Here is a 19,036-nt window from a genome sequence, read left to right as displayed (position 1 = left end):
CTGTAGTCCGGCCCGCTGTCCCTCTCGTGCCTGAAGCTCGTCGACCGGACTAGAGGTAATCTGGCACGCCATGCACCTGAAGAGTCTGACGTTGAAGGGCTTCAAGTCCTTCGCGTCGCCGACGACTCTGCGTCTGGAACCCGGCATCACCTGCGTGGTCGGGCCCAACGGGTCCGGCAAATCCAACGTTGTCGACGCGCTGACCTGGGTGATGGGGGAGCAGGGCGCCAAGACCCTGCGCGGCGGCAAGATGGAAGACGTCATCTTCGCCGGCACGTCCACTCGGGCGCCGCTGGGTCGCGCCGAGGTCACCCTGACCATCGACAACTCCGATAACGCGCTGCCCATCGAGTACTCCGAGGTGTCGATCACCCGCCGGATGTTCCGCGACGGCGCCGGGGAGTACGAGATCAACGGCAGCAGTTGCCGGCTGATGGACGTCCAGGAATTGTTGTCCGACTCCGGGATCGGCCGCGAGATGCACGTCATCGTCGGTCAGGGCCGGCTCTCGCAGATCCTGGAGTCGCGGCCCGAGGACCGGCGCGCCTTCATCGAGGAAGCCGCGGGCGTCCTCAAGCACCGCAAGCGCAAAGAGAAGGCGGTACGCAAGCTCGACGCCATGGCCGCCAACCTGGCGCGCCTGACCGACCTCACCACCGAACTGCGTCGCCAGCTCAAACCGCTGGGTCGCCAGGCCGAGATGGCGCGCCGGGCGCAGACCATCCAGGCTGATCTGCGTGATGCCCGGCTGCGACTGGCCGCCGACGACCTGGTGCGCCGCCAAGCGGAGTTCGACGGGGTGGGCGGCACCGAGGCCACGCTGCGCCGCGAGCACGAGGAGACCACCGAGCGGCTGGCGGTTGCCACCGACGAGCTCACCGAGCACGAGACGGCCGTCGCAACGCTGACCGAACGGGCTGAGCGCGCCCAGCAGACCTGGTTCCGGCTCTCCGCGCTCGCCGAGCGGGTCAGCGCGACGGTGCGGATCGCCACCGAGCGCACCCAGCTGCTGGAAGCCGAGCCGGTGCACGGCGGTGGGCAGGATCCCGACGAGCTGGACGCCCAGGCCGACGAGGTCGCCGAGTTGGAGCAGCAGTTGCTCGCCGAGTTGGCCGAGACCAGGGCGCGCCTGGAAGCCGCTCGTGAAGAACTCTCCGAAGCCGAATCGGCTGCCGCGGACGCCGAGCGTGCTCATCTGGCCGCGGTTCGGGCCGAAGCCGACCGCCGCGAAGGGCTGGCGCGGTTGGCCGGTCAGGTGGAGACCATGCGGGCCCGGGTCGAATCCACCGACGAGCGGGTGGCCCGGCTGACCGAGGGCATCGAGCAAGCCGGGCAGCGTTTCCAGCAGGCTCAGGCCGAGTTCGAGACGGTGCAGGGCCGCGTCGGTGAACTGGATCAGAGCGAGGTGGGCCTCGACGACCAACACGACCGGACTGTCACGGCGCTGCGGTTGGCTGACGAACGGGTGGCCGAGCTGCAGGCCGCCGAACGCGCCGCCGAACGTCAGGTGGTCTCGTTGCGATCCAGGATCGACGCGCTGGCCGTCGGGCTGGAGCGTCGCGACGGTGCTGCCTGGTTGGTGGAAAACCGCAGTGGTACAGGACTTTTGGGATCCGTTGCCAACCTGATGAAGGTGCACACAGGCTATGAGGTGGCACTCGCGACGGTGCTCGGCGCCGCGGCGGACGCCTTGGCGGCCGAGGATTTCGACGCTGCTCGCTCCGCGGTGGCGGCGCTGAAGGAGGCCGACGGAGGTCGGGCGGCGATCGTGGTGGGGGACTGGCCCGAGCACAACGGCCGACCGGTGGTGGAGTTGCCCGCAGGGGCGCGGTGGGCGCTGGAACTGGTCGACCTGCCCACTCGACTGCGGGGCGCGCTGACGGCGTTGCTGACCGGGGTGGTGGTGGTCGAGGACCTGGGCGCCGCACTGGACGTCGTGTCGCGCAACGGTGACCTGCGCGCGGTGACCCGTGACGGCGATCTGGTGGGCCAGGGCTGGGTGACCGGTGGATCGGATCGCAAACCCAGCACGCTGGAGATCGCCTCGGAAATCGACAAAGCGCGCAATGAATTGGCTACTGCCGAAACGCAAGTCGCTGAACTGACGGCGGCTCTGGCTGGTGCCACCGCCGAGCAGACCGCGCGACAGGACGCTGCCGAGCAAGCCCTGGCCGCCCTCAACGAATCCGATGCGGCGATCTCGCAGATCTATGAACAGCTGGGCCGCCTCGGTGTCGAGGCCCGCAACGCCGAGAACGACTGGCACCGCCAGATCAAACAACGCGAAGAGCTGGAGAGCAGCCGGGCGCAGACCGTCACCGAGCTCACCGAATTGGAGGAGCGGCTGCACGCCGCTCAGGACATCTCGGTGTCGCCGACAGATGAGCCCGTCGACCGGGAGCGTCTGACCGCGGTGGTGGAGACCGTGCGCGCCGCCGAGGTGGAGGCCAGGCTGGCGGTGCGCACCGCCGAGGAGCGCGCGAATGCCGTTCGTGGCCGGGCAGATTCGTTGCGCCGTGCCGCGGCGTCCGAGCGCGAGGCGCGGGTGCGGGCGCAGCGGGCGCGCGCCGCCCGCGAGCATGCGGCCACGATCGCCGCGGCTGTCGGTGAGTCGGGCCGGACGCTGGCACAGCGGCTGGCCGCGGTGGTGACGGTGGCCTCACGCACCCGCGACCAGTTGTCCACCGAACGCCAGCAGCGTGCCGCCGCGATGGCCGCAGCCCGCGACGAGGTGGAGGCGCTGAAGAACCGGATCACCGCCCTGACCGACTCGCTGCACCGCGACGAGGTGGCCAAGGCGCAGGCGGCCCTGCGCGTCGAACAGCTGGAACAGTCGGTGCTCGAACAATTCGGCATGGCGCCAAGCGATCTGGTGGCCGAATACGGGCCGCACACCGGTCTGCCGCCATCTGAGCTGGAGATGGCCGAGTACGAGCAGGCCCGCGAGCGCGGTGAGCAGGTCACCATGCCCGCACCCATGCCGTATGACCGGGACGCCCAGGAACGCCGTGCCAAACGCGCCGAGAAGGAACTGCGCGAGCTCGGCCGGGTGAACCCACTGGCGCTCGAGGAGTTCGCGGCGCTGGAAGAGCGCTACAACTTCCTGTCCACCCAACTCGAGGATGTCAAGGCCGCCCGCAAAGACCTCCTGGACGTGGTGGAGGAGGTGGACAGCCGGATCCTGCAGGTGTTCACCGAGGCCTACGCCGATGTCGAGCGCGAGTTCGAGCAGGTGTTCGCTTCGCTGTTCCCCGGCGGCGAAGGGCGTCTGCTGCTCACCGATCCCAGCGACATGTTGACCACGGGTGTCGAGGTGGAGGCGCGTCCGCCGGGCAAGAAGGTCAAACGGCTGTCGCTGCTGTCCGGCGGTGAGAAATCACTGACCGCGGTGGCGATGCTGGTGGCGATCTTCCGGGCCCGGCCCTCGCCGTTCTACGTCATGGACGAGGTGGAGGCCGCCCTCGACGACGTGAACCTGCGTCGGTTGCTCGGCTTGTTCGAGCAATTGCGGGAGAAGTCGCAGCTGATCGTCATCACCCATCAGAAGCCCACGATGGAGATCGCCGACGCGCTCTACGGCGTCACCATGAAAGGCGACGGCATCACCCAGGTGATCTCGCAGCGGATGCGTGGCCAGGAGCTGGTCAAGACGGGATCGGGCTGACGCCCACCTGGCGCAACTCGGCCACCGTGGCGGCGCCGCAGCCGTGCAGGCACACGCGCAGTTCCTCGATGAACCGGCCCAGCCAGTCGACCACCGCGTCCACCGACTGCACCGCGGGTGCCAGCAGGGGTCGCGCGACGGCCACCGCGCTGGCTCCCATGGCCAAGGCCTTGGCAGCGTCCATGCCGGTACGGATACCGCCCGAAGCGATCACCGGGACCCCGGGCAGCTCGTGCTGCACCTCGAGAAGCGCGTCGGCCGTGGGTACCCCCCACTCGGCCAGCGCCGGGTATCGGATCTCGCCGTAACGAACCAGCTGCTCGACCCTGGCCCAGGACGTCCCACCGGCGCCCGCCACGTCGACAGCGGCGATCCGGCTGCCGCGCAACATCCTGGCGGCACGTCCGCCGATACCGTGGCCCACCTCTTTGACCAGCACCGGATACTCGAACGATGCGATCAAGTCCAGCAGGTGTGGCAGCGACCCCGTGAAATCGGTGTCGCCGCCGGCCTGAAGGGCCTCCTGCAACGGGTTGGTGTGCACCGCCAGGGCGTCCGCGCCCACCCGGGCCATCGCCTTGGACAGGTACGGCACCATCGCAGGACGCAGCTGAGCCAGCCCGATGTTGCCGATCAGCAGAACGTCGGGTGCCACGTCGCGGACGTCGAAACTGGCCGCGGCGGCCTCGTCGTCGATCATGATCCGCTGCGAGCCCAGCATCATGCCCACCCCGCACTGCTGCGCGGCCGCGGCCAGGTTGCGGTTGACGGTCTGCGACAGTTCGGCTCCGCCGGTCATGGCGCCGACGAGCAGCGGTGCGCTCAACGGTGCCTCGAGGAACACGGCCTCCAACTTCACCGTGCACAGGCTGGTCTGGGTGAGCGCGTTGTAGGGCAGCCGGTACCGTTCAAAACCGGTGGTCACCTCGGTGTACTCCACGGCACCGGTGAGGCAGGCGTCGATGTGGCGCAACTTGCGGACGCTGGGTTGCTCGGGCGGCATCGTCACGTGATACCCGCTTTGGGACAATGACCTGGTGTCTGAAGGTCTGTGGATCGCACTCGCGGTCATCGCCGTTCTGCTCGTCACTGCGCTAGTTGTCGGGCTGGTGCGCTATCGACGGCGGCGCATCAGTTTGTCGGCGGCTCCGGACACCACTGAGCAGGTCGACCGGTCGGGTGGTTACACCGCCACATCGGGGATCACGTTCAGTCAGTCGGCCCCACCTGCTCCGGAGCAGGTTCGGCCCGCCGAACGGATCGACACCGACGGGTTACCCACGGTCGGGGACGATGCCACGGTCCCGCGAGACGCTCCCAAGCGATCGATCGCCGACGTACAGCTTCCCGAACCGGGCACCATAACGCCAGCCGAATCGCTGGAAGAGCCTGCACCTGCGCCCGAACCGGAGCCGGTGCCGGAATCGGAGTCCGTGCCGGAACCGGAGCCCGAACGGGCTCCCGTACTGGACACCATCGCGCCTGTCGACGGCCGCCTCGAACGCCTGCGCGGCAGGTTGGCCAAGTCTCAGAACGCCCTCGGCCGCAGCGTCCTGGGGCTGTTGGGCGGCGGCGACCTGGACGAGGACTCGTGGGAGGAGGTCGAGGACACCTTGCTGATCGCCGACCTGGGTCCAGTGGTCACGGCCGCGGTGATGGAGACCCTGCGGGCCAAGCTCGCCTCGTCGGCGGTGCGTACCGACGCCGATGCCCGCCAGGTGCTGCGCGACGCGCTGATCGCCGAGCTGCACCCCGAATTCGACCGCTCGATCAAAGCCCTGCCCCACGCCGACGCGCCCTCGGTGCTGCTGGTCGTGGGCGTCAACGGCACCGGTAAGACCACCACCGTGGGCAAGCTGGCCCGGGTGCTGGTCGCCGACGGCCGCCGCGTGGTGCTCGGCGCCGCCGACACCTTCCGTGCGGCGGCCGCCGATCAGCTGCAGACCTGGGCGTCGCGGGTGGGCGCCGAGGTGGTGCGCGGGCCCGAGGGTGCCGACCCCGCGTCGGTGGCCTTCGACGCGGTGGACAAGGGGATCGAGCGTGGCGCCGACGTCGTGGTCATCGACACCGCCGGCCGGCTGCACAACAAGGTCGGTCTGATGGACGAGCTCGGCAAGGTCAAGAGGGTGGTCGGCAAGCGCGCGGTTGTCGACGAGGTGCTGCTGGTGCTCGACGCCACCATCGGACAGAACGGGCTGGCGCAGGCGCGGGTGTTTGCCGACGTCGTCGACATCACCGGCGTGGTCCTGACCAAGCTGGACGGCACAGCCAAGGGCGGCATCGTCTTCCGCGTGCAGCAGGAACTCGGTGTGCCGGTGAAACTGGTGGGCCTGGGCGAGGGTGCCGACGATCTGGCACCGTTCGAGCCGGGGGCGTTCGTCAACGCTCTGCTGGGCTGAAAACCGGGGCTGCGAGCTTTACAGTCTCGCATTTTCGCGTCAATTTCGCTGGCCGGCAACGTCGAAACACGAGCGTAACGCTTACGGCGTGTGCGTTCACTTGGCGGAAACACAACAGAATCACCGATGAAACCACGGCAAAAGAACCTTCTCTGCGAGGCCGATCCGGAATCGGCGCACTCTCCAAGGAGGTTCACACAAAGTGGTCTTAGCCTTACCCGACGAAGCCTTTCTGCCCTTCGGGCCGGATGGTCTGAGCGCCGGCGACACCGCCTGGGTTCTCACTTCTGCCGCCCTGGTTCTCTTCATGACCCCGGGCCTGGCGTTCTTCTACGGCGGCCTGTCGCGCCAGAAGTCCGTCCTCAACATGATGATGATGTCGTTCGGCTCCATGGGTGTCGTCAGCGTCATCTACGTGCTGTGGGGATACTCGATGTCCTTCTCCTCCGGCCACACCGGTGAGAGCGACATCCTGGGTATCTTCGACAACCCCTTCTCGCTGTTCGGCCTGACCCAACTGGTCGAGTCGCGCGAGGTCGACGGGGTCAGCACTTACGTGCTGGGCGGTTTCGGCACCGTGCCCGCCATCGTCTGGGTGGCATTCCAGCTGACGTTCGCCGTCATCACCGTCGCTCTGATCAGCGGCGCGGTCGCCGAGCGGATGAAGTTCGGCACCTGGCTGGTGTTCGGCGGCATCTGGGTGACGCTGGTGTACTTCCCGCTGGCCCACATGGTTTGGGGTGGCGGCCTGCTGTCGGGTTCCGACTCCGGAATCGCGGCGATGATCTTCGGTGTCGACGACGAAGGCTCGGCCAACGTGGCGCCCATCGACTTCGCCGGTGGCACCGTGGTCCACATCAACGCCGGTATGGCCGCCCTGGTCCTGGCAATCCTGCTCGGCAAGCGGAAGGGCTTCGGCAAGACCGCTTTCCGCCCGCACAACATCCCGTTCGTCATGCTCGGCGCGGCCATCCTGTGGTTCGGCTGGTTCGGCTTCAACGTCGGCTCCGAGGGCGCTGCCGATATGGTGGCCGGCCTGGTCTGGGTGAACACCACCGCTGCCACCGCCGCCGCCATGCTGGGCTGGCTTGTGGTTGAGCGCATTCGTGACGGCCACGCCACCAGCGTCGGCGCCGCCTCGGGTATCGTTGCCGGCTTGGTCGCCATCACCCCGGCCTGTGGTTCGTTGTCACCCATCGGATCACTGATCCTGGGTGCGGTTGCCGGTATTCTCTCGGCGCTGGCCATCGGCCTGAAGTACAAGTTCGGTTACGACGATTCGCTCGACGTGGTGGGCGTGCACCTGGTCGCCGGCCTGTGGGGCACTGTCGGCATCGGCCTGCTGGCCACCGAGACCGGACTGTTCTACGGCGGCGGTATCCAGCAACTGGTTGTCCAGTTCGTCATCGCGGCGGTGGCGCTGATCTTCACCGCCATCATGACCACCATCATCGCCTTCATCGTCAAGCCGATGGGCTGGCGCGTCAGCGAAGAGGACGAGGACACTGGTATCGATGAGACCGAACATGCCGAAACGGCTTACGAGCTCGCCTGATCGGCGACAATTTCATCGGAAGGGATCAACTACATGAAGCTGATTACTGCGATCGTCAAGCCGTTCACGCTGGAAGATGTCAAGACCGGCCTGGAGCAGACGGGTATCCTTGGTATGACCGTCAGTGAGGTGCAGGGCTATGGTCGCCAGAAGGGCCACACCGAGGTCTACCGCGGCGCCGAATACTCCGTCGACTTCGTGCCGAAGGTACGTGTGGAGGTGGTCGTCGATGATTCTGCCGTGGACAAGGTGGTCGACGTCATCGTGCAGGCCGCACGCACCGGCAAGATCGGTGACGGCAAGGTGTGGGTCAGCCCGGTGGACACCGTGGTTCGCGTCCGCACAGGCGAGCGGGGCGCTGACGCCCTTTGAGCCGCAACAACTTCGCCAAAGTCCTCTCCAGGCCCGGGACCGAGTGAGAGCTTTTCGGTAACGGAACACGAAGGACGAGATGAAGCAGATTCCAGACCCCGCCGCCGGTGCTTCCCGCAAAGAAGCCCCGGCGGCGGGCTCGTCTATGCCCGCCCTGAACGAGCCGCCAAAGCCGGCTCACGACCTCGCAAAGGCTGTCCAACAACTGCTGGACGGCGGCACGCGGCAACTGGATTCGGCCGCGCTGCGTGATGCCCTGTTGGATCTGCACGAATTCTGGCTCACCACCAAGGCCACCGAAATCGGCATCACCCCCACAAGTGGTTTCGCCATCGTGGCCACCGGCGGGCTGGGCCGCGGGGAACTGGTGCCCTACTCCGATCTCGATCTCACGCTCGTGCACGACAACATGCCCGAGCAGATGGTCGCCGACGTGGCTCAGCACCTCTGGTATCCGTTGTGGGACGCCAACATTCGTCTGGACCACAGTGTGCGTACCGTGCCGGAGGCGCTGAAAGTGGCCAGCGAGGACATCTCGGCCGGCCTCGCCATGCTCGAAGCCCGCCACATCGCCGGTGACCCCGCCCTGTCGTCACTGCTCATCGGGGGAGCCCGCCGACAGTGGCGCACGGGAATCGCCTCGCGTTTCGAAGAACTCGTCGAACAAACCCATTCCCGGTGGGAGCGCAGCGGCCAGATCGCCCACCGCGCCGAACCCGACCTCAAATGCGGGCGCGGCGGTCTGCGCGACGTCCAGCTACTCAACGCGCTGGCCATCGCCCAACTGGCTGACGTGTACCCCAGCCAGTCGTTGGCCTCGCCCACCGGATCGCTGGGCGGCGCGCACCTGGCGCTGCTGAACGTCCGCACCGAACTGCACCGCACTTCCCGCCGTGGTCGTGATCAACTGCTGGCGCAGCACGCCGACGAGATCGGTGCCGCGCTGCGCATCGGAGACCGGTTCGATCTGGCCCGCATGCTCTCCGATGCCGCCCGGACCGTCAGCTACTACGTCGACGCCGGACTGCGCACCGCCGGAAACGCGCTGCCGCGCCGGGGTTTCGCCGCATTGCGGCGGCCGGTGCGGCGGCCTCTCGACGAAGGTGTCATCGAGTTCAACGGCGAGGTGATCCTGGCCCGTGACGCGCGCCCCGAGCGTGATCCCGGGTTGATCCTGCGGGTGGCCGCGGCATCGGCCACCACCGGTATGCCGATATCGGGGTCCACGCTGTCGCGGCTGGCCGACTCGGCGCCGGAACTGCGCACCCCCTGGCCGCGGCCTGCGCTCAAAGACCTTCTGGTGCTGCTGGCGGCCGGACCCGCCGCGGTGGCCACCGTGGAGGCGCTGGACCGCACCGGGTTGTGGGGCCGGCTGTTCCCGGAATGGGGTGCGGTGCGCGACCTGCCGCCCCGCGACGTCGTACACATCTGGACCGTCGACCGGCATCTGGTGGAAACCGTCTCGCGGGCAAGTGTTTTCACCACCAGAGTGTCGCGGCCGGACCTGCTGGTGCTGGGCGCTCTGGTGCACGACATCGGCAAGGGCCGCGGCGGTGACCACAGCATCATCGGCGCTGAACTGGCCACCCAGATCGGCACCCGGTTGGGTTTGTGGCCTTCGGACGTCGAGACACTATCGGCCATCGTGCGGTATCACCTGCTGCTGCCGGAGACCGCCACCCGCAAAGATCTGCAGAACCCGGACACCATCGCCGCGGTGGTGACCGCACTCGGCGGCGACACCGTCCTGCTGGAACTGCTGCACGCCCTGGCCGAAGCCGATTCACTGGCCACCGGACCGGGAGTCTGGGGAGACTGGAAGGCGTCGTTGATCGGCGATCTGGTGCGGCGTTGCCGACTGGTGATGGCAGGAGAGCCGTTGCCGCACGCCGATCCGATCGACCCGCGCTACCTCGAACTGGCCACCGAGGTGGGCGTGCACGTCGACCTGACCGCGGGGGAGAGCGCGCACACCTACAACGTCACGATGATCGCGCCCGACGGACGCGGGCTGTTGTCGAAGGCCGCAGGGGTGCTGGCGCTGAACTCGCTGCGAGTGCATTCGGCGTCGGTCAACAGCCACGGCGGCTCAGCCATCAACACCTTCGTGGTGTCGCCACATTTCGGGTCACCGCCGGCCGCCGAACTGCTTCGCCAGCAACTGATCCTGGCGGTCGACGGCGACCTCGACGTGGTGGCCACCCTGGAGCAGAAGGACTCCGACGGAACAACGGGCCGTGGCCGCGCCGGTGAAGTGCGTGCCGCGGTACCCGTCAATGCCCCGGCAGCACCTCCGCGATTGCTCTGGCACGACGGGCGCTCCGAGCGCGAGCTGTTGGTCGAGATCCGAACCACCGACCGCGCCGGCCTGTTGGCCAGCCTCACCGCCGTCTTCGAGCGTGCCGGCGTGGACATCGCCTGGGCGAAGGTCACCACCTTGGGTTCCTCGGTGGTGGATGCGTTCGGCATCGTGCTGCCTGCCGCCGACACCGACGGCTTGCTGCGCCAACAGTTGGAACGCGGGCTGCTTGCAGTGCTGCCCGCTCCGCCACCTGCCAAGCCCGTCGAGGAAGCCAGCTAGAGCGGGCAGTCCAGCGGCGGTTGGTCGCTGCGCTCGGGCCGGTTGGCGATGGCCCGGTCCGGCAACCAGATCACGAAGGTGCTGCCGACACCGAGTGCGCTGTACAAGGCCAGCTTGCCCTCGTGGCTCTCGACGATCTGCCGCGCGATGGCCAGCCCCAGACCCGAGCCGCGGCCCACTCTTTTCTCGGGGGCCGGGTGGCCTCGTCGGAACCTGTCGAACACCCGCTGCTGCTCTTCCTCGGCGATTCCCGGGCCCTGATCGCGCACCGCCACCCAGGCCCAGCCGCGGGTGCTGCCGCTGGCGATGGTCAGCTCAGAGCCCTTGGGCGCCAGCCGGATGGCGTTGGACAACAGGTTGGCCAGAGCGCGGGCCAACGATTCGGGATCGGCGTACACCACGGGGCCGGGGGACATGCGGGTGATCACCTGCAGTGGCCGTTCCTCGGCCAGCAGTCGATGCTCGTCGACCACATCCTGGGCGAACGATTCGAGATCCACCGGCTGATCGGCGAACGAACCGGAGCGTCGTCGCGCGGTCGCCAGCAGATCCTCCAGCAGACGTGACATCCGGCTGGTGGCACGGCTGATCACCGCCAGCGCATGCGCCCGTTCCTCGGCGGTGGAGTGCTCGTCGGCCAGCACGGCCTCGACATTGGCCTGCACCACCGCCACCGGGTTGCGCAGTTCATGCGAGACGTCCTCGACCAGTGCCCGTTCGGTGCGAAACGCCTCGTCGAGCCGGTCCAGCATGCCGTCGATGGTGTCGGCCAGCGTCCGCAGCTCGTCTTTCGGGCCGGTGGCATTGATGCGCTGCGAAAGGTCGCTGGCGGAAAGGCGATTGGCGGTGCGGGTGATCTCGCCGACCGGCCGCAGCAGCCGCCCGGCCACGAACCAGCCGACCACCAGACTGATCACAAAGATCGCACCCAACGCCAGCAGCGAGTAGTCCCGCAGCGTCTCCAGCGTCGAGTAGTTCACCGCCCGTTGCACACTTTCCAGGTCGGCCGCCTGGAAACTCTCGCCCACCCGGTAGACCATGGTGCCGTCGGACTTGCGGTCGAACTTCTTGACGGTCACCGGGTCCAACGGCGCGGCGTCGATGGTCCTCGACAGCGCGAAGTACACCCCGGCCAGGATCAGCGCCGAGATCACCGACAGCCAACAGGATGTGGTGAGGGCCAGCCGCACCCGGATGGTGCGCATCAGGCAGGGATGCGCAGTCGGTAACCGCGGCCGACCAGTGTGTGCAACACCTGTTCTTCGCTACCGAGGGTGAGTTTGCGGCGCAACGTCCCGACCGTCACCCGCACGGTCTGGGTGAACGGGTCGGCATTCTCATCCCAGACGTGTTCGAGGATCTGCTCGGCCGAGACCACGTGATCGGGCCGGGTCATCAAATACCGCAGCACCGAGAACTCCTTGAGCGTCAGATCCACCTCGCGGCCGCCGCGACGGACGATCTGGCGGGCGGTGTCCACGGTGATGTCGCCCAGGCGTAGCACCGAGGAATCGCCTGACACCTCGCGACGCAGAACGGCCCGCAATCGCGCCGTCAGCTCGGCCAGCGCGAACGGCTTGACGATGTAGTCATCGGCACCCGCATCCAGCCCCCGCACCCGGTCGGGCAGAGTGCCCAACGCGGTCAGCATGATGATTCGGATCTCACGTCCGGCGGGGGAGTCGATCTCACCGGCGCGCAGCCGCCGTGCCAGGTCCAGCCCGTCACCGTCAGGCAGGTTGACGTCCACCAGTGCGACGTCGTAGGCGTTGACGGTGAGCCGGTGGACCGCTTCGGCTTCCGACAGCGCGGTGTCCACCGCATATCCTTCGCGCTGCAGACCGATGCGGAGTGCGCTGACCAACCCCTCTTCGTCCTCGACGATCAGAACCCGCATGTCAGCCGAGGGTAGCGGCGACTCGGCACCGCGACCACTTGGCTTTCGGTCGTCTTTCGTCGGAGTTTTCCGGGGTTTTCGCCTCCGGCTGATGAAGTGGGTGCCATGAGCGATCACGACACCGAGGCGTACGGGCCACTGGTTGAGCGCGCACTCTTCGAAATGAAGCACGTTGTCGTCGGCCAGGATTCGATGCTGGAGCGACTACTGGTCGGCTTGCTGGCCGGCGGGCACGTCCTGCTGGAAGGGGTACCCGGGCTGGCCAAGACACTGGCGGTGCGCACCGTGGCCACCGTGGTGGGCGGCAGCTTCAACCGGCTGCAGTTCACTCCGGACCTGATGCCCGCCGACATCATGGGCACCCGGGTGTGGCGGCCTTCGACGGAGACCTTCGACATCGAGCTGGGGCCCGTCTTCGCCAACCTGGTGCTGGCCGATGAGATCAATCGCGCTCCGGCCAAGGTGCAGTCGGCGCTACTGGAGGCGATGGCGGAGAGGCAGGTCAGCATCGGCGGGCGGAGCTTCGCCCTGCCCGAACCGTTTCTGGTGCTGGCCACCCAGAATCCCATCGAGACCGATGGCGTGTACCACCTGCCCGAGGCTCAGCGGGACCGGTTCCTGCTGAAGATCGACCTGACCCATCCGAACGAACTCGAGGAGATGGCCATCCTGGCCAGGATGGGCTCGACACCGCCGCGCGCCCGCCGACTGATGGAACCCGCCGACGTGCTGCGTCTGCAGCGCGCCACCGAAGAGGTCTTCGTGCACCACGCGGTGGCGCACTACATCGTGCGGTTGGTGATGGCCACCCGCGAGCCGGTGGAGTACGGCGCCGACGCCATTGCCGGCGTGCTGGAGTACGGGGTGGGACCACGTGGCTCGTTGGGGCTGCTGTCCGCCAGCCGGGCGCTCGCGGTGCTGCGGGGCCGCGACTACGTACTGCCCGCCGACGTCGCCGACATCGCCCCCGACGTCCTGGCCCACCGCCTGGTGCTGACCTTCGACGCGGTGGCCGACGGAGTGGAACCCCGCGCGGTGATCGCGACGCTGCTGGAGTGTGTGCCGCCTCCGGTGGTCGCGCCCAACAGCCAACAGCTCACCGAGGTGGCCTCGTGACTGCGCCCCCCTGGCAGGCACTGGACCTGGGCCTGCGCCGGCGCATCGACAGCCTGCTCACCGGCGATCACGAGGGGATGCGGCTGGGTGTCGGCTCCGAACGCGAGGAGGTGGTGCGCTACCAGCCCGGCGACGACGTGCGCCACATCGACTGGAACATCACCGCGCGCTCGGGTGAGCCGCACGTCTGGCGTCCGCGCGCGGACAACCGGCTCGACACCTGGGTGCTGGTGGACACCAGCCCCAGCATGGCGTTCGGCACCGTCTCCGAGGAGAAGCTGGACCTGGCGGCCCGCATCGTCTGGGCCCTCGGTCTGCTCACCGACGCGCCGGGAAACACGTTGGGCGTGGCCACCTTCGGTGCCGATGGGCTGTCCTGGCAGCGGCCGGACCGGGCCAAACTGGCGGCGTCGCGCGCGGCCCGGGCGTTGCGCAGCGCCCGCACCGGCCCCGGCTCACCGGGCCTGGCGCAGGCGATGACCGCATTGGGTGCGCGCCGCGGCGGGCCGGGCCTGCGGGTGGTGGTCTCGGACTTCCTGGACCCCGACGGCGCCGATGCCGCTCCCTTCGACTGGCAGGGCCCGCTGCGGCGACTGGTCAACCGCCATGACGTGGTGGTGGTCGAGATCGTCGACCCCCGTGAACTGGAACTGCCCGACATCGGAGCGGTGACTTTGGTGGACCCGGAATCCGGCCGGCAGCGCCAGGTCTGGACGTCCGACCGGCGGCTGCGAAGCCAGTACCGCGACGCCGCCGAAGCACATCGCGCCGCGGTGGCCTCGGCTATCACCGCCAGCGGGGCTGACCACCTCAAAGCCAGCACGGGACGGGACTGGATCCGTGACCTGGCCCGGTTCCTGCGCCAGCGGCAGCGCACCCTGCGCCGCCGGGGAGCGCGCCGATGATGACGTTCCTGTTCCCTCTGGGCCTGCTGATGCTGGTACCGGTGGCGCTGCTGGCGCTCACCTACGTCGTCACCGTCCGGCGCAGGCAGCGTTACGTCGTGCGGTTCGCAGCACTTCCGTTGCTGGACAAGGTGATTCCGGAACGGCCGAAGTGGCGCAGGCACCTGCCCGCGGCGCTGCTGCTGATGGCGCTGGCGCTGTGTGGACTGGCGGCGGCCCGGCCGGAGATGCCGGTACGGGTGCCGTATGAGCGGGCCACCATCATCGTCGCCCTGGACACCTCGGAGTCGATGCAGGCCCGCGACGTCAGCCCGGACCGGCTCACCGCGGCGGTGGCGGCAGCGGGCGACTTCATCGAGCAGTTGCCCGACACCTTCAATGTCGGAGTGGTGACCTTCGCCGGGGCGACGTCGGTGGTGCACCGCCCCGACACCGACCACGAGGCGGCCGCCGCCAGTCTGCAGATGCTGGGCACCCAGTCGCGGACCGCTATCGGCGAGGGGGTGTTCACGTCGCTGGATCAGATACTGACCGTCGCCGGCGAGACCGAGGACGCGCCGGAAGAGGGTCGGGACCGGCTGCCCGCCCACGTGGTGCTGCTGTCGGACGGCAGCAACACCGCGGGTCGCGGTATCGACGAAGCAGCTTTGGCGGCGGTGGCGGCCGGGGTGCCGGTGTCCACCATCGCCTACGGCACCGACGGTGGCGTCCTGGACACCGGGGGCTACGCGATCCCCGTACCCGTCGACGTGCGCACCCTGACCGAACTGGCCGAGGCCACCGGCGGCATCGCCTACTCCGCCGAGAGCAGCGACGAATTGGAGCAGGTCTACCGCGATATCGGCTCGTCCATCGGGTGGCGCACCGAGTGGCGCGAGGTCACCCCGTTTGTCGCCGCTCTGGCCCTGGCCTTCGGCATCGTCGCCGCCGGGCTGTCGATGCGCTGGTTCTCCCGACTGGTCTGACAGGAGCACACATGTCTGAGTTCGATCTCGGCACCCGTCCGGCGGGACCGACCTTCCTGACTCCGGGCAGCGCGCCGCCCCCACCGCCGCCGGTCGCGCCGCCGCCGGTTCCGACACGAATCGGTGGCGGGTCCTCCCATGCCGCGCCACCGGTGCCGTCACCCCTTGCGGCACCGGTGGCGCCCCGGCGCTCCAGAGCCGGCCTCGCGCTGCTGGTCACTACCTGTCTGCTGGCCGGCGGCGCAGCTGGTGCCGGTACCGGGCTGTGGGCAGCCGCGGAGATCACCACGGTGCCGGTGTTACGGCAGAGCGCGCCGTCGCCTGCGGTCGCGGGCGCGGCACCGGACGCACGGTCCGCCGCGGCGGCACTGCTACCCAGCGTGGTGCAGGTGGCGGCGGGCAACAGCCGCGGATCCGGCTTTGTCATCGACGAGCAGGGCCGCATCATGACGAACAGCCACGTCGTCGAAGGGTTTCAGCGGGTGTTGGTGCGGATGTCGGACGGCCGTCGTGGTGCGGCCAGGGTGGTCGGCAGCGATCCGCAGATCGATGTCGCGGTGCTGGAGATGACCGGCGATCCGCCACCGCCGGCGGCGCTAGGGGTCAGCAGCGGTGTCGCCATCGGCCAGCCCGTCATCGCCGCAGGCGCCCCGCTGGGGCTGGCCAGCACGGTCACCGCGGGCATCATCAGCGCAGTCGACCGGACGGCACGGTTGGGTCCCCAGCCCGAGCAGCAGTTGCTGCAGACCGACGCATCGATCAACCCGGGCAATTCGGGCGGGCCGCTGGCCAATCTGGAGGGCCAGGTGATCGGGATGAACACGGCCATTGCCACCGTGGGTGGCGCTGAGGCGGGCAATATCGGTATCGGTTTCGCGGTGCCGATCGATCGCGCGATCGAGGTGGCCAGGGCGATCATCGCGGGCGGCTGACGTAGGCTTGCCGGGTGTTTGAATCCCTGTCCGATCGGCTCACCGGTGCGCTTTCGGGCCTGCGCGGGAAGGGTCGGCTGACCGACGCCGACATCGACGCCACGGCTCGGGAGATCCGGCTCGCGCTGCTCGAAGCCGACGTATCGCTGCCCGTCGTCCGCGCCTTCATCAACCGCATCAAGGAACGCGCCAAGGGCGCCGAGGTCTCCGGTGCGTTGAACCCCGCCCAGCAGGTCGTCAAGATCGTCAACGAGGAGCTCATCGGCATCCTCGGCGGCGAGACCCGCCAGCTGAGGTTTGCCAAGACCCCGCCGACGGTGATCATGCTCGCGGGCCTGCAGGGTGCCGGTAAGACCACCCTGGCCGGCAAGCTCGCCAAGTTCCTCAAAGGACAAGGTCATACGCCGCTGCTGGTGGCCTGTGACCTCCAGCGTCCCGGCGCGGTGAATCAGCTGCAGATCGTCGGCCAGCGGGCCGGCGTCGACGTCTTCGCGCCCCACCCGGGCACCGCACCCAGCGCCCCCGAAACCGAGGGCGCGGGCCCTGGTGACCCGGTGTCGGTGGCCGCGGCCGGTTTGGCCGAAGCCAAGGCCAAGCACTTCGACGTGGTCATCGTCGACACCGCAGGCCGCCTCGGCATCGACGACGTCTTGATGGCTCAGGCCGCCGGAATCCGCGATGCCGTGCGCCCCGACGAGACGCTGTTCGTGCTCGACGCCATGATCGGCCAGGACGCGGTGGCCACTGCCGAAGCCTTCGGCGCCGGCGTCGGCTTCACCGGTGTGGTGCTGACCAAGCTCGACGGTGACGCCCGCGGTGGTGCTGCGCTGTCGGTGCGTGAGGTCACCGGTGTGCCGATCCTGTTCGCCTCCAGCGGTGAGAAGCTCGAAGACTTCGACGTCTTCCACCCCGATCGGATGGCCAGCCGAATCCTCGGTATGGGCGACGTGCTCTCGCTCATCGAGCAGGCCGAGCAGGTTTTCGACGCGCAGCAGGCCGAGGATGCCGCCGCCAAGATCAGCTCCGGTGAGCTGACGCTCGAGGACTTCCTGGAGCAGATGCTGGCCATTCGCAAGATGGGCCCCATCGGCAACCTGCTGGGTATGCTGCCCGGCGCCGGCCAGATGAAGGACGCACTGGCCGCCGTCGACGACACCCAGCTGGATCGGCTGCAGGCCATCATCCGCGGTATGACGCCGGCCGAGCGTGCCAACCCCAAGATCATCAACGCCTCTCGCCGCCTGCGTATCGCCAATGGCTCCGGTGTCACGGTGTCCGAGGTCAATCAGCTGGTGGACCGCTTCTTCGAAGCCCGCAAGATGATGTCCCAGATGGCCGGGCAGATGGGTATGCCGTTCGGCCGCAAGAACTCTGGGCGCAAGGCAGCCAAGGGCAAGAACAAGCAGGCAGGCAAGAAGAAGGGTCGCGGTCCGACGCAGCCCAAGTCGCCGATGGGCGCCGGCCTGCCCGGTAACTTCCCTGATCTGTCGCAGATGCCCAAAGGTCTCGACGAACTGCCGCCCGGGTTGGCCAATTTCGACCTCTCGAAGCTGAAGTTCCCGGGGCAGAAGTAGTCGTGCGGCTGCACCTGCGGGGTATCGAGCTGCCCGGCGGTGAGCTCGTGGACTGGTGGGTGGTGGACGGCCGGCTGTCAGCGGAGCCGGTGTCAGGCGCCGACACCGTCTTCGACGGGGGCTGGATCATCCCTGGACTGGTGGACGCCCACTGCCATGTCGGCCTCGGGCCGGGTGGGCCCACCTCGGTCGAGGAGGCCGTCACCCAGGCGGAGGCGGACCGCGCCGTGGGCGCCCTGCTGCTACGCGACGCCGGATCACCCATCGACACCCGCTTCATCGACGACCGCGAGGACCTGCCCCGCATCATCCGGGCGGGAAAGCACATCGCCAAGCCCAAGCGCTACATTCCCGGCCTGCCGATCGACATCGAGGACGAATCGCAGCTGCCCGACGTGGTGGCCGCACAAGCCCGGTTCGGCGACGGCTGGGTGAAGCTGGTGGGGGATTGGATCGACCGCGGGGTCGGTGATCTGGCGCCGCTGTGGTCCGATGAGATTCTCAAAGCTGCCATCGACGCCGCCCACGCCGAGGGTGCCCGGGTCACCGCGCACGTCTTCGGTGAGGATGCGCTGCCGGGGTTGATCAACGCCGGCATCGACTGCATCGAGCACGGCACCGGCATCACCGACGAGGTCATCGAGCTGATGCTTTCCCACGGCACCGCTCTGGTGCCCACGATGATCAACACCGAGAACTTCCCCAACATCGCTGCGGCGGCCACGAAGTATCCCGTCTACGCCGCCCACATGCACGATCTGTACGCCCGTAGCGGGGCACGTCTGGCGGCGGCCCACGATGCCGGCATCCCGATCTACGCGGGTACCGACGCCGGCGGCATGCTGGCTCACGGGCGCATCTCCGATGAGGTAGAGGCGCTCAAGACCATCGGGATGAGTGCCGACGAAGCGCTCGGGGCGGCATCGTGGACCGCGCGCAGCTGGCTGGGCCGCCCCGGTCTGGAGCACGGCGCGTCAGCGGATCTGCTGTGCTTCGCCGAGGATCCGCGAACCAGTGCGGCTGTGCTGAGCGCGCCGGACGTGGTGATCCTGCGCGGCCGGGTGTTCTAGCAGCCG

Annotated in this window: 14 protein-coding genes; 11 read left to right on the top strand and 3 right to left on the bottom strand. The window is 68.4% G+C overall.

All coding sequences use genetic code 11. The features are described from left to right. Positions 1-70: 70 nt before the first annotated feature. Positions 71-3,664: a chromosome segregation protein SMC gene (gene smc / locus BVC93_RS30505; RefSeq protein WP_083740660.1), complete on the top strand. Its 3,594-nt coding sequence runs from the start codon at positions 71-73 to the stop codon at positions 3,662-3,664. Here smc and fni read toward each other — a convergent pair. Further along, positions 3,645-4,667 carry a type 2 isopentenyl-diphosphate Delta-isomerase gene (gene fni, locus BVC93_RS30500; RefSeq protein ID WP_083740659.1) on the bottom strand — a complete coding sequence of 341 codons (1,023 nt, stop codon included), beginning with the start codon at positions 4,665-4,667 and terminating at the stop codon, positions 3,645-3,647. The two genes, smc and fni, sit on opposite strands and share 20 nt — an antisense overlap. Positions 4,668-4,701: 34 nt before the next feature. On the opposite strand from fni, the gene ftsY reads away from it, so the two are divergent. The 4 genes from ftsY (at position 4,702) to BVC93_RS30480 (ending at position 10,571) form a co-directional block, all read left to right on the top strand. Beyond that, complete coding sequence (ftsY, locus tag BVC93_RS30495; RefSeq protein ID WP_083740658.1) at positions 4,702-6,063, top strand: signal recognition particle-docking protein FtsY; 1,362 nt, start codon at positions 4,702-4,704, stop codon at positions 6,061-6,063. Positions 6,064-6,265: 202 nt separating this feature from the next. Next, a complete protein-coding gene (locus BVC93_RS30490) occupies positions 6,266-7,618 on the top strand; it encodes an ammonium transporter (RefSeq protein ID WP_083740657.1) in 1,353 nt (450 codons plus the stop codon). Between the two features lie 33 nt (positions 7,619-7,651). Further along, positions 7,652-7,990 carry a P-II family nitrogen regulator gene (locus BVC93_RS30485; protein WP_003881099.1) on the top strand — a complete coding sequence of 113 codons (339 nt, stop codon included), beginning with the start codon at positions 7,652-7,654 and terminating at the stop codon, positions 7,988-7,990. Between the two features lie 79 nt (positions 7,991-8,069). Next, positions 8,070-10,571 (top strand): [protein-PII] uridylyltransferase, encoded by a 2,502-nt coding sequence (locus tag BVC93_RS30480; protein ID WP_083740656.1) that lies wholly within the window; start codon positions 8,070-8,072, stop codon positions 10,569-10,571. On the opposite strand, the gene BVC93_RS30475 is transcribed toward BVC93_RS30480, so the two are convergent. Together BVC93_RS30475 and BVC93_RS30470 are read right to left on the bottom strand one after the other, a co-directional pair. Further along, the gene (locus tag BVC93_RS30475) at positions 10,568-11,776 is read right to left on the bottom strand and encodes a sensor histidine kinase (RefSeq protein ID WP_083740655.1); all 1,209 of its coding nucleotides are present in this window, start codon (positions 11,774-11,776) and stop codon (positions 10,568-10,570) included. The two genes, BVC93_RS30480 and BVC93_RS30475, sit on opposite strands and share 4 nt — an antisense overlap. After that, entirely contained in the window at positions 11,776-12,468 is a 693-nt protein-coding gene (locus tag BVC93_RS30470) for a response regulator transcription factor (protein WP_083740654.1), read from the bottom strand. The genes BVC93_RS30475 and BVC93_RS30470 overlap by 1 nt, the downstream gene beginning before the upstream one ends. A 105-nt stretch (positions 12,469-12,573) precedes the next feature. On the opposite strand from BVC93_RS30470, the gene BVC93_RS30465 reads away from it, so the two are divergent. The 6 genes from BVC93_RS30465 to BVC93_RS30440 are packed head-to-tail and all read left to right on the top strand — an operon-like array spanning position 12,574 to position 19,030. Continuing rightward, a complete protein-coding gene (locus tag BVC93_RS30465) occupies positions 12,574-13,584 on the top strand; it encodes an AAA family ATPase (protein WP_083741482.1) in 1,011 nt (336 codons plus the stop codon). Next, positions 13,581-14,489, top strand: a complete 909-nt coding sequence (locus BVC93_RS30460) for a DUF58 domain-containing protein (protein ID WP_197687524.1) — start codon at positions 13,581-13,583, stop codon at positions 14,487-14,489. Before BVC93_RS30465 ends, BVC93_RS30460 begins: the two co-directional genes overlap by 4 nt. Beyond that, positions 14,486-15,454: a VWA domain-containing protein gene (locus BVC93_RS30455; protein WP_197687523.1), complete on the top strand. Its 969-nt coding sequence runs from the start codon at positions 14,486-14,488 to the stop codon at positions 15,452-15,454. The genes BVC93_RS30460 and BVC93_RS30455 overlap by 4 nt, the downstream gene beginning before the upstream one ends. A gap of 11 nt (positions 15,455-15,465) precedes the next feature. Further along, the gene (locus BVC93_RS30450; RefSeq protein ID WP_083740652.1) at positions 15,466-16,386 is read left to right on the top strand and encodes a S1C family serine protease; all 921 of its coding nucleotides are present in this window, start codon (positions 15,466-15,468) and stop codon (positions 16,384-16,386) included. 14 nt (positions 16,387-16,400) lie between these two features. After that, positions 16,401-17,960 (top strand): signal recognition particle protein, encoded by a 1,560-nt coding sequence (gene ffh / locus BVC93_RS30445; RefSeq protein ID WP_083740651.1) that lies wholly within the window; start codon positions 16,401-16,403, stop codon positions 17,958-17,960. Positions 17,961-17,962: 2 nt separating this feature from the next. Continuing rightward, complete coding sequence (locus tag BVC93_RS30440) at positions 17,963-19,030, top strand: amidohydrolase family protein (RefSeq protein ID WP_083740650.1); 1,068 nt, start codon at positions 17,963-17,965, stop codon at positions 19,028-19,030. Positions 19,031-19,036 lie beyond the last annotated feature (6 nt).

Source organism: Mycobacterium sp. MS1601, assembly GCF_001984215.1.
GTDB lineage: Bacteria > Actinomycetota > Actinomycetes > Mycobacteriales > Mycobacteriaceae > Mycobacterium.
This window is presented reverse-complemented; position numbering and strand designations above follow the sequence as displayed.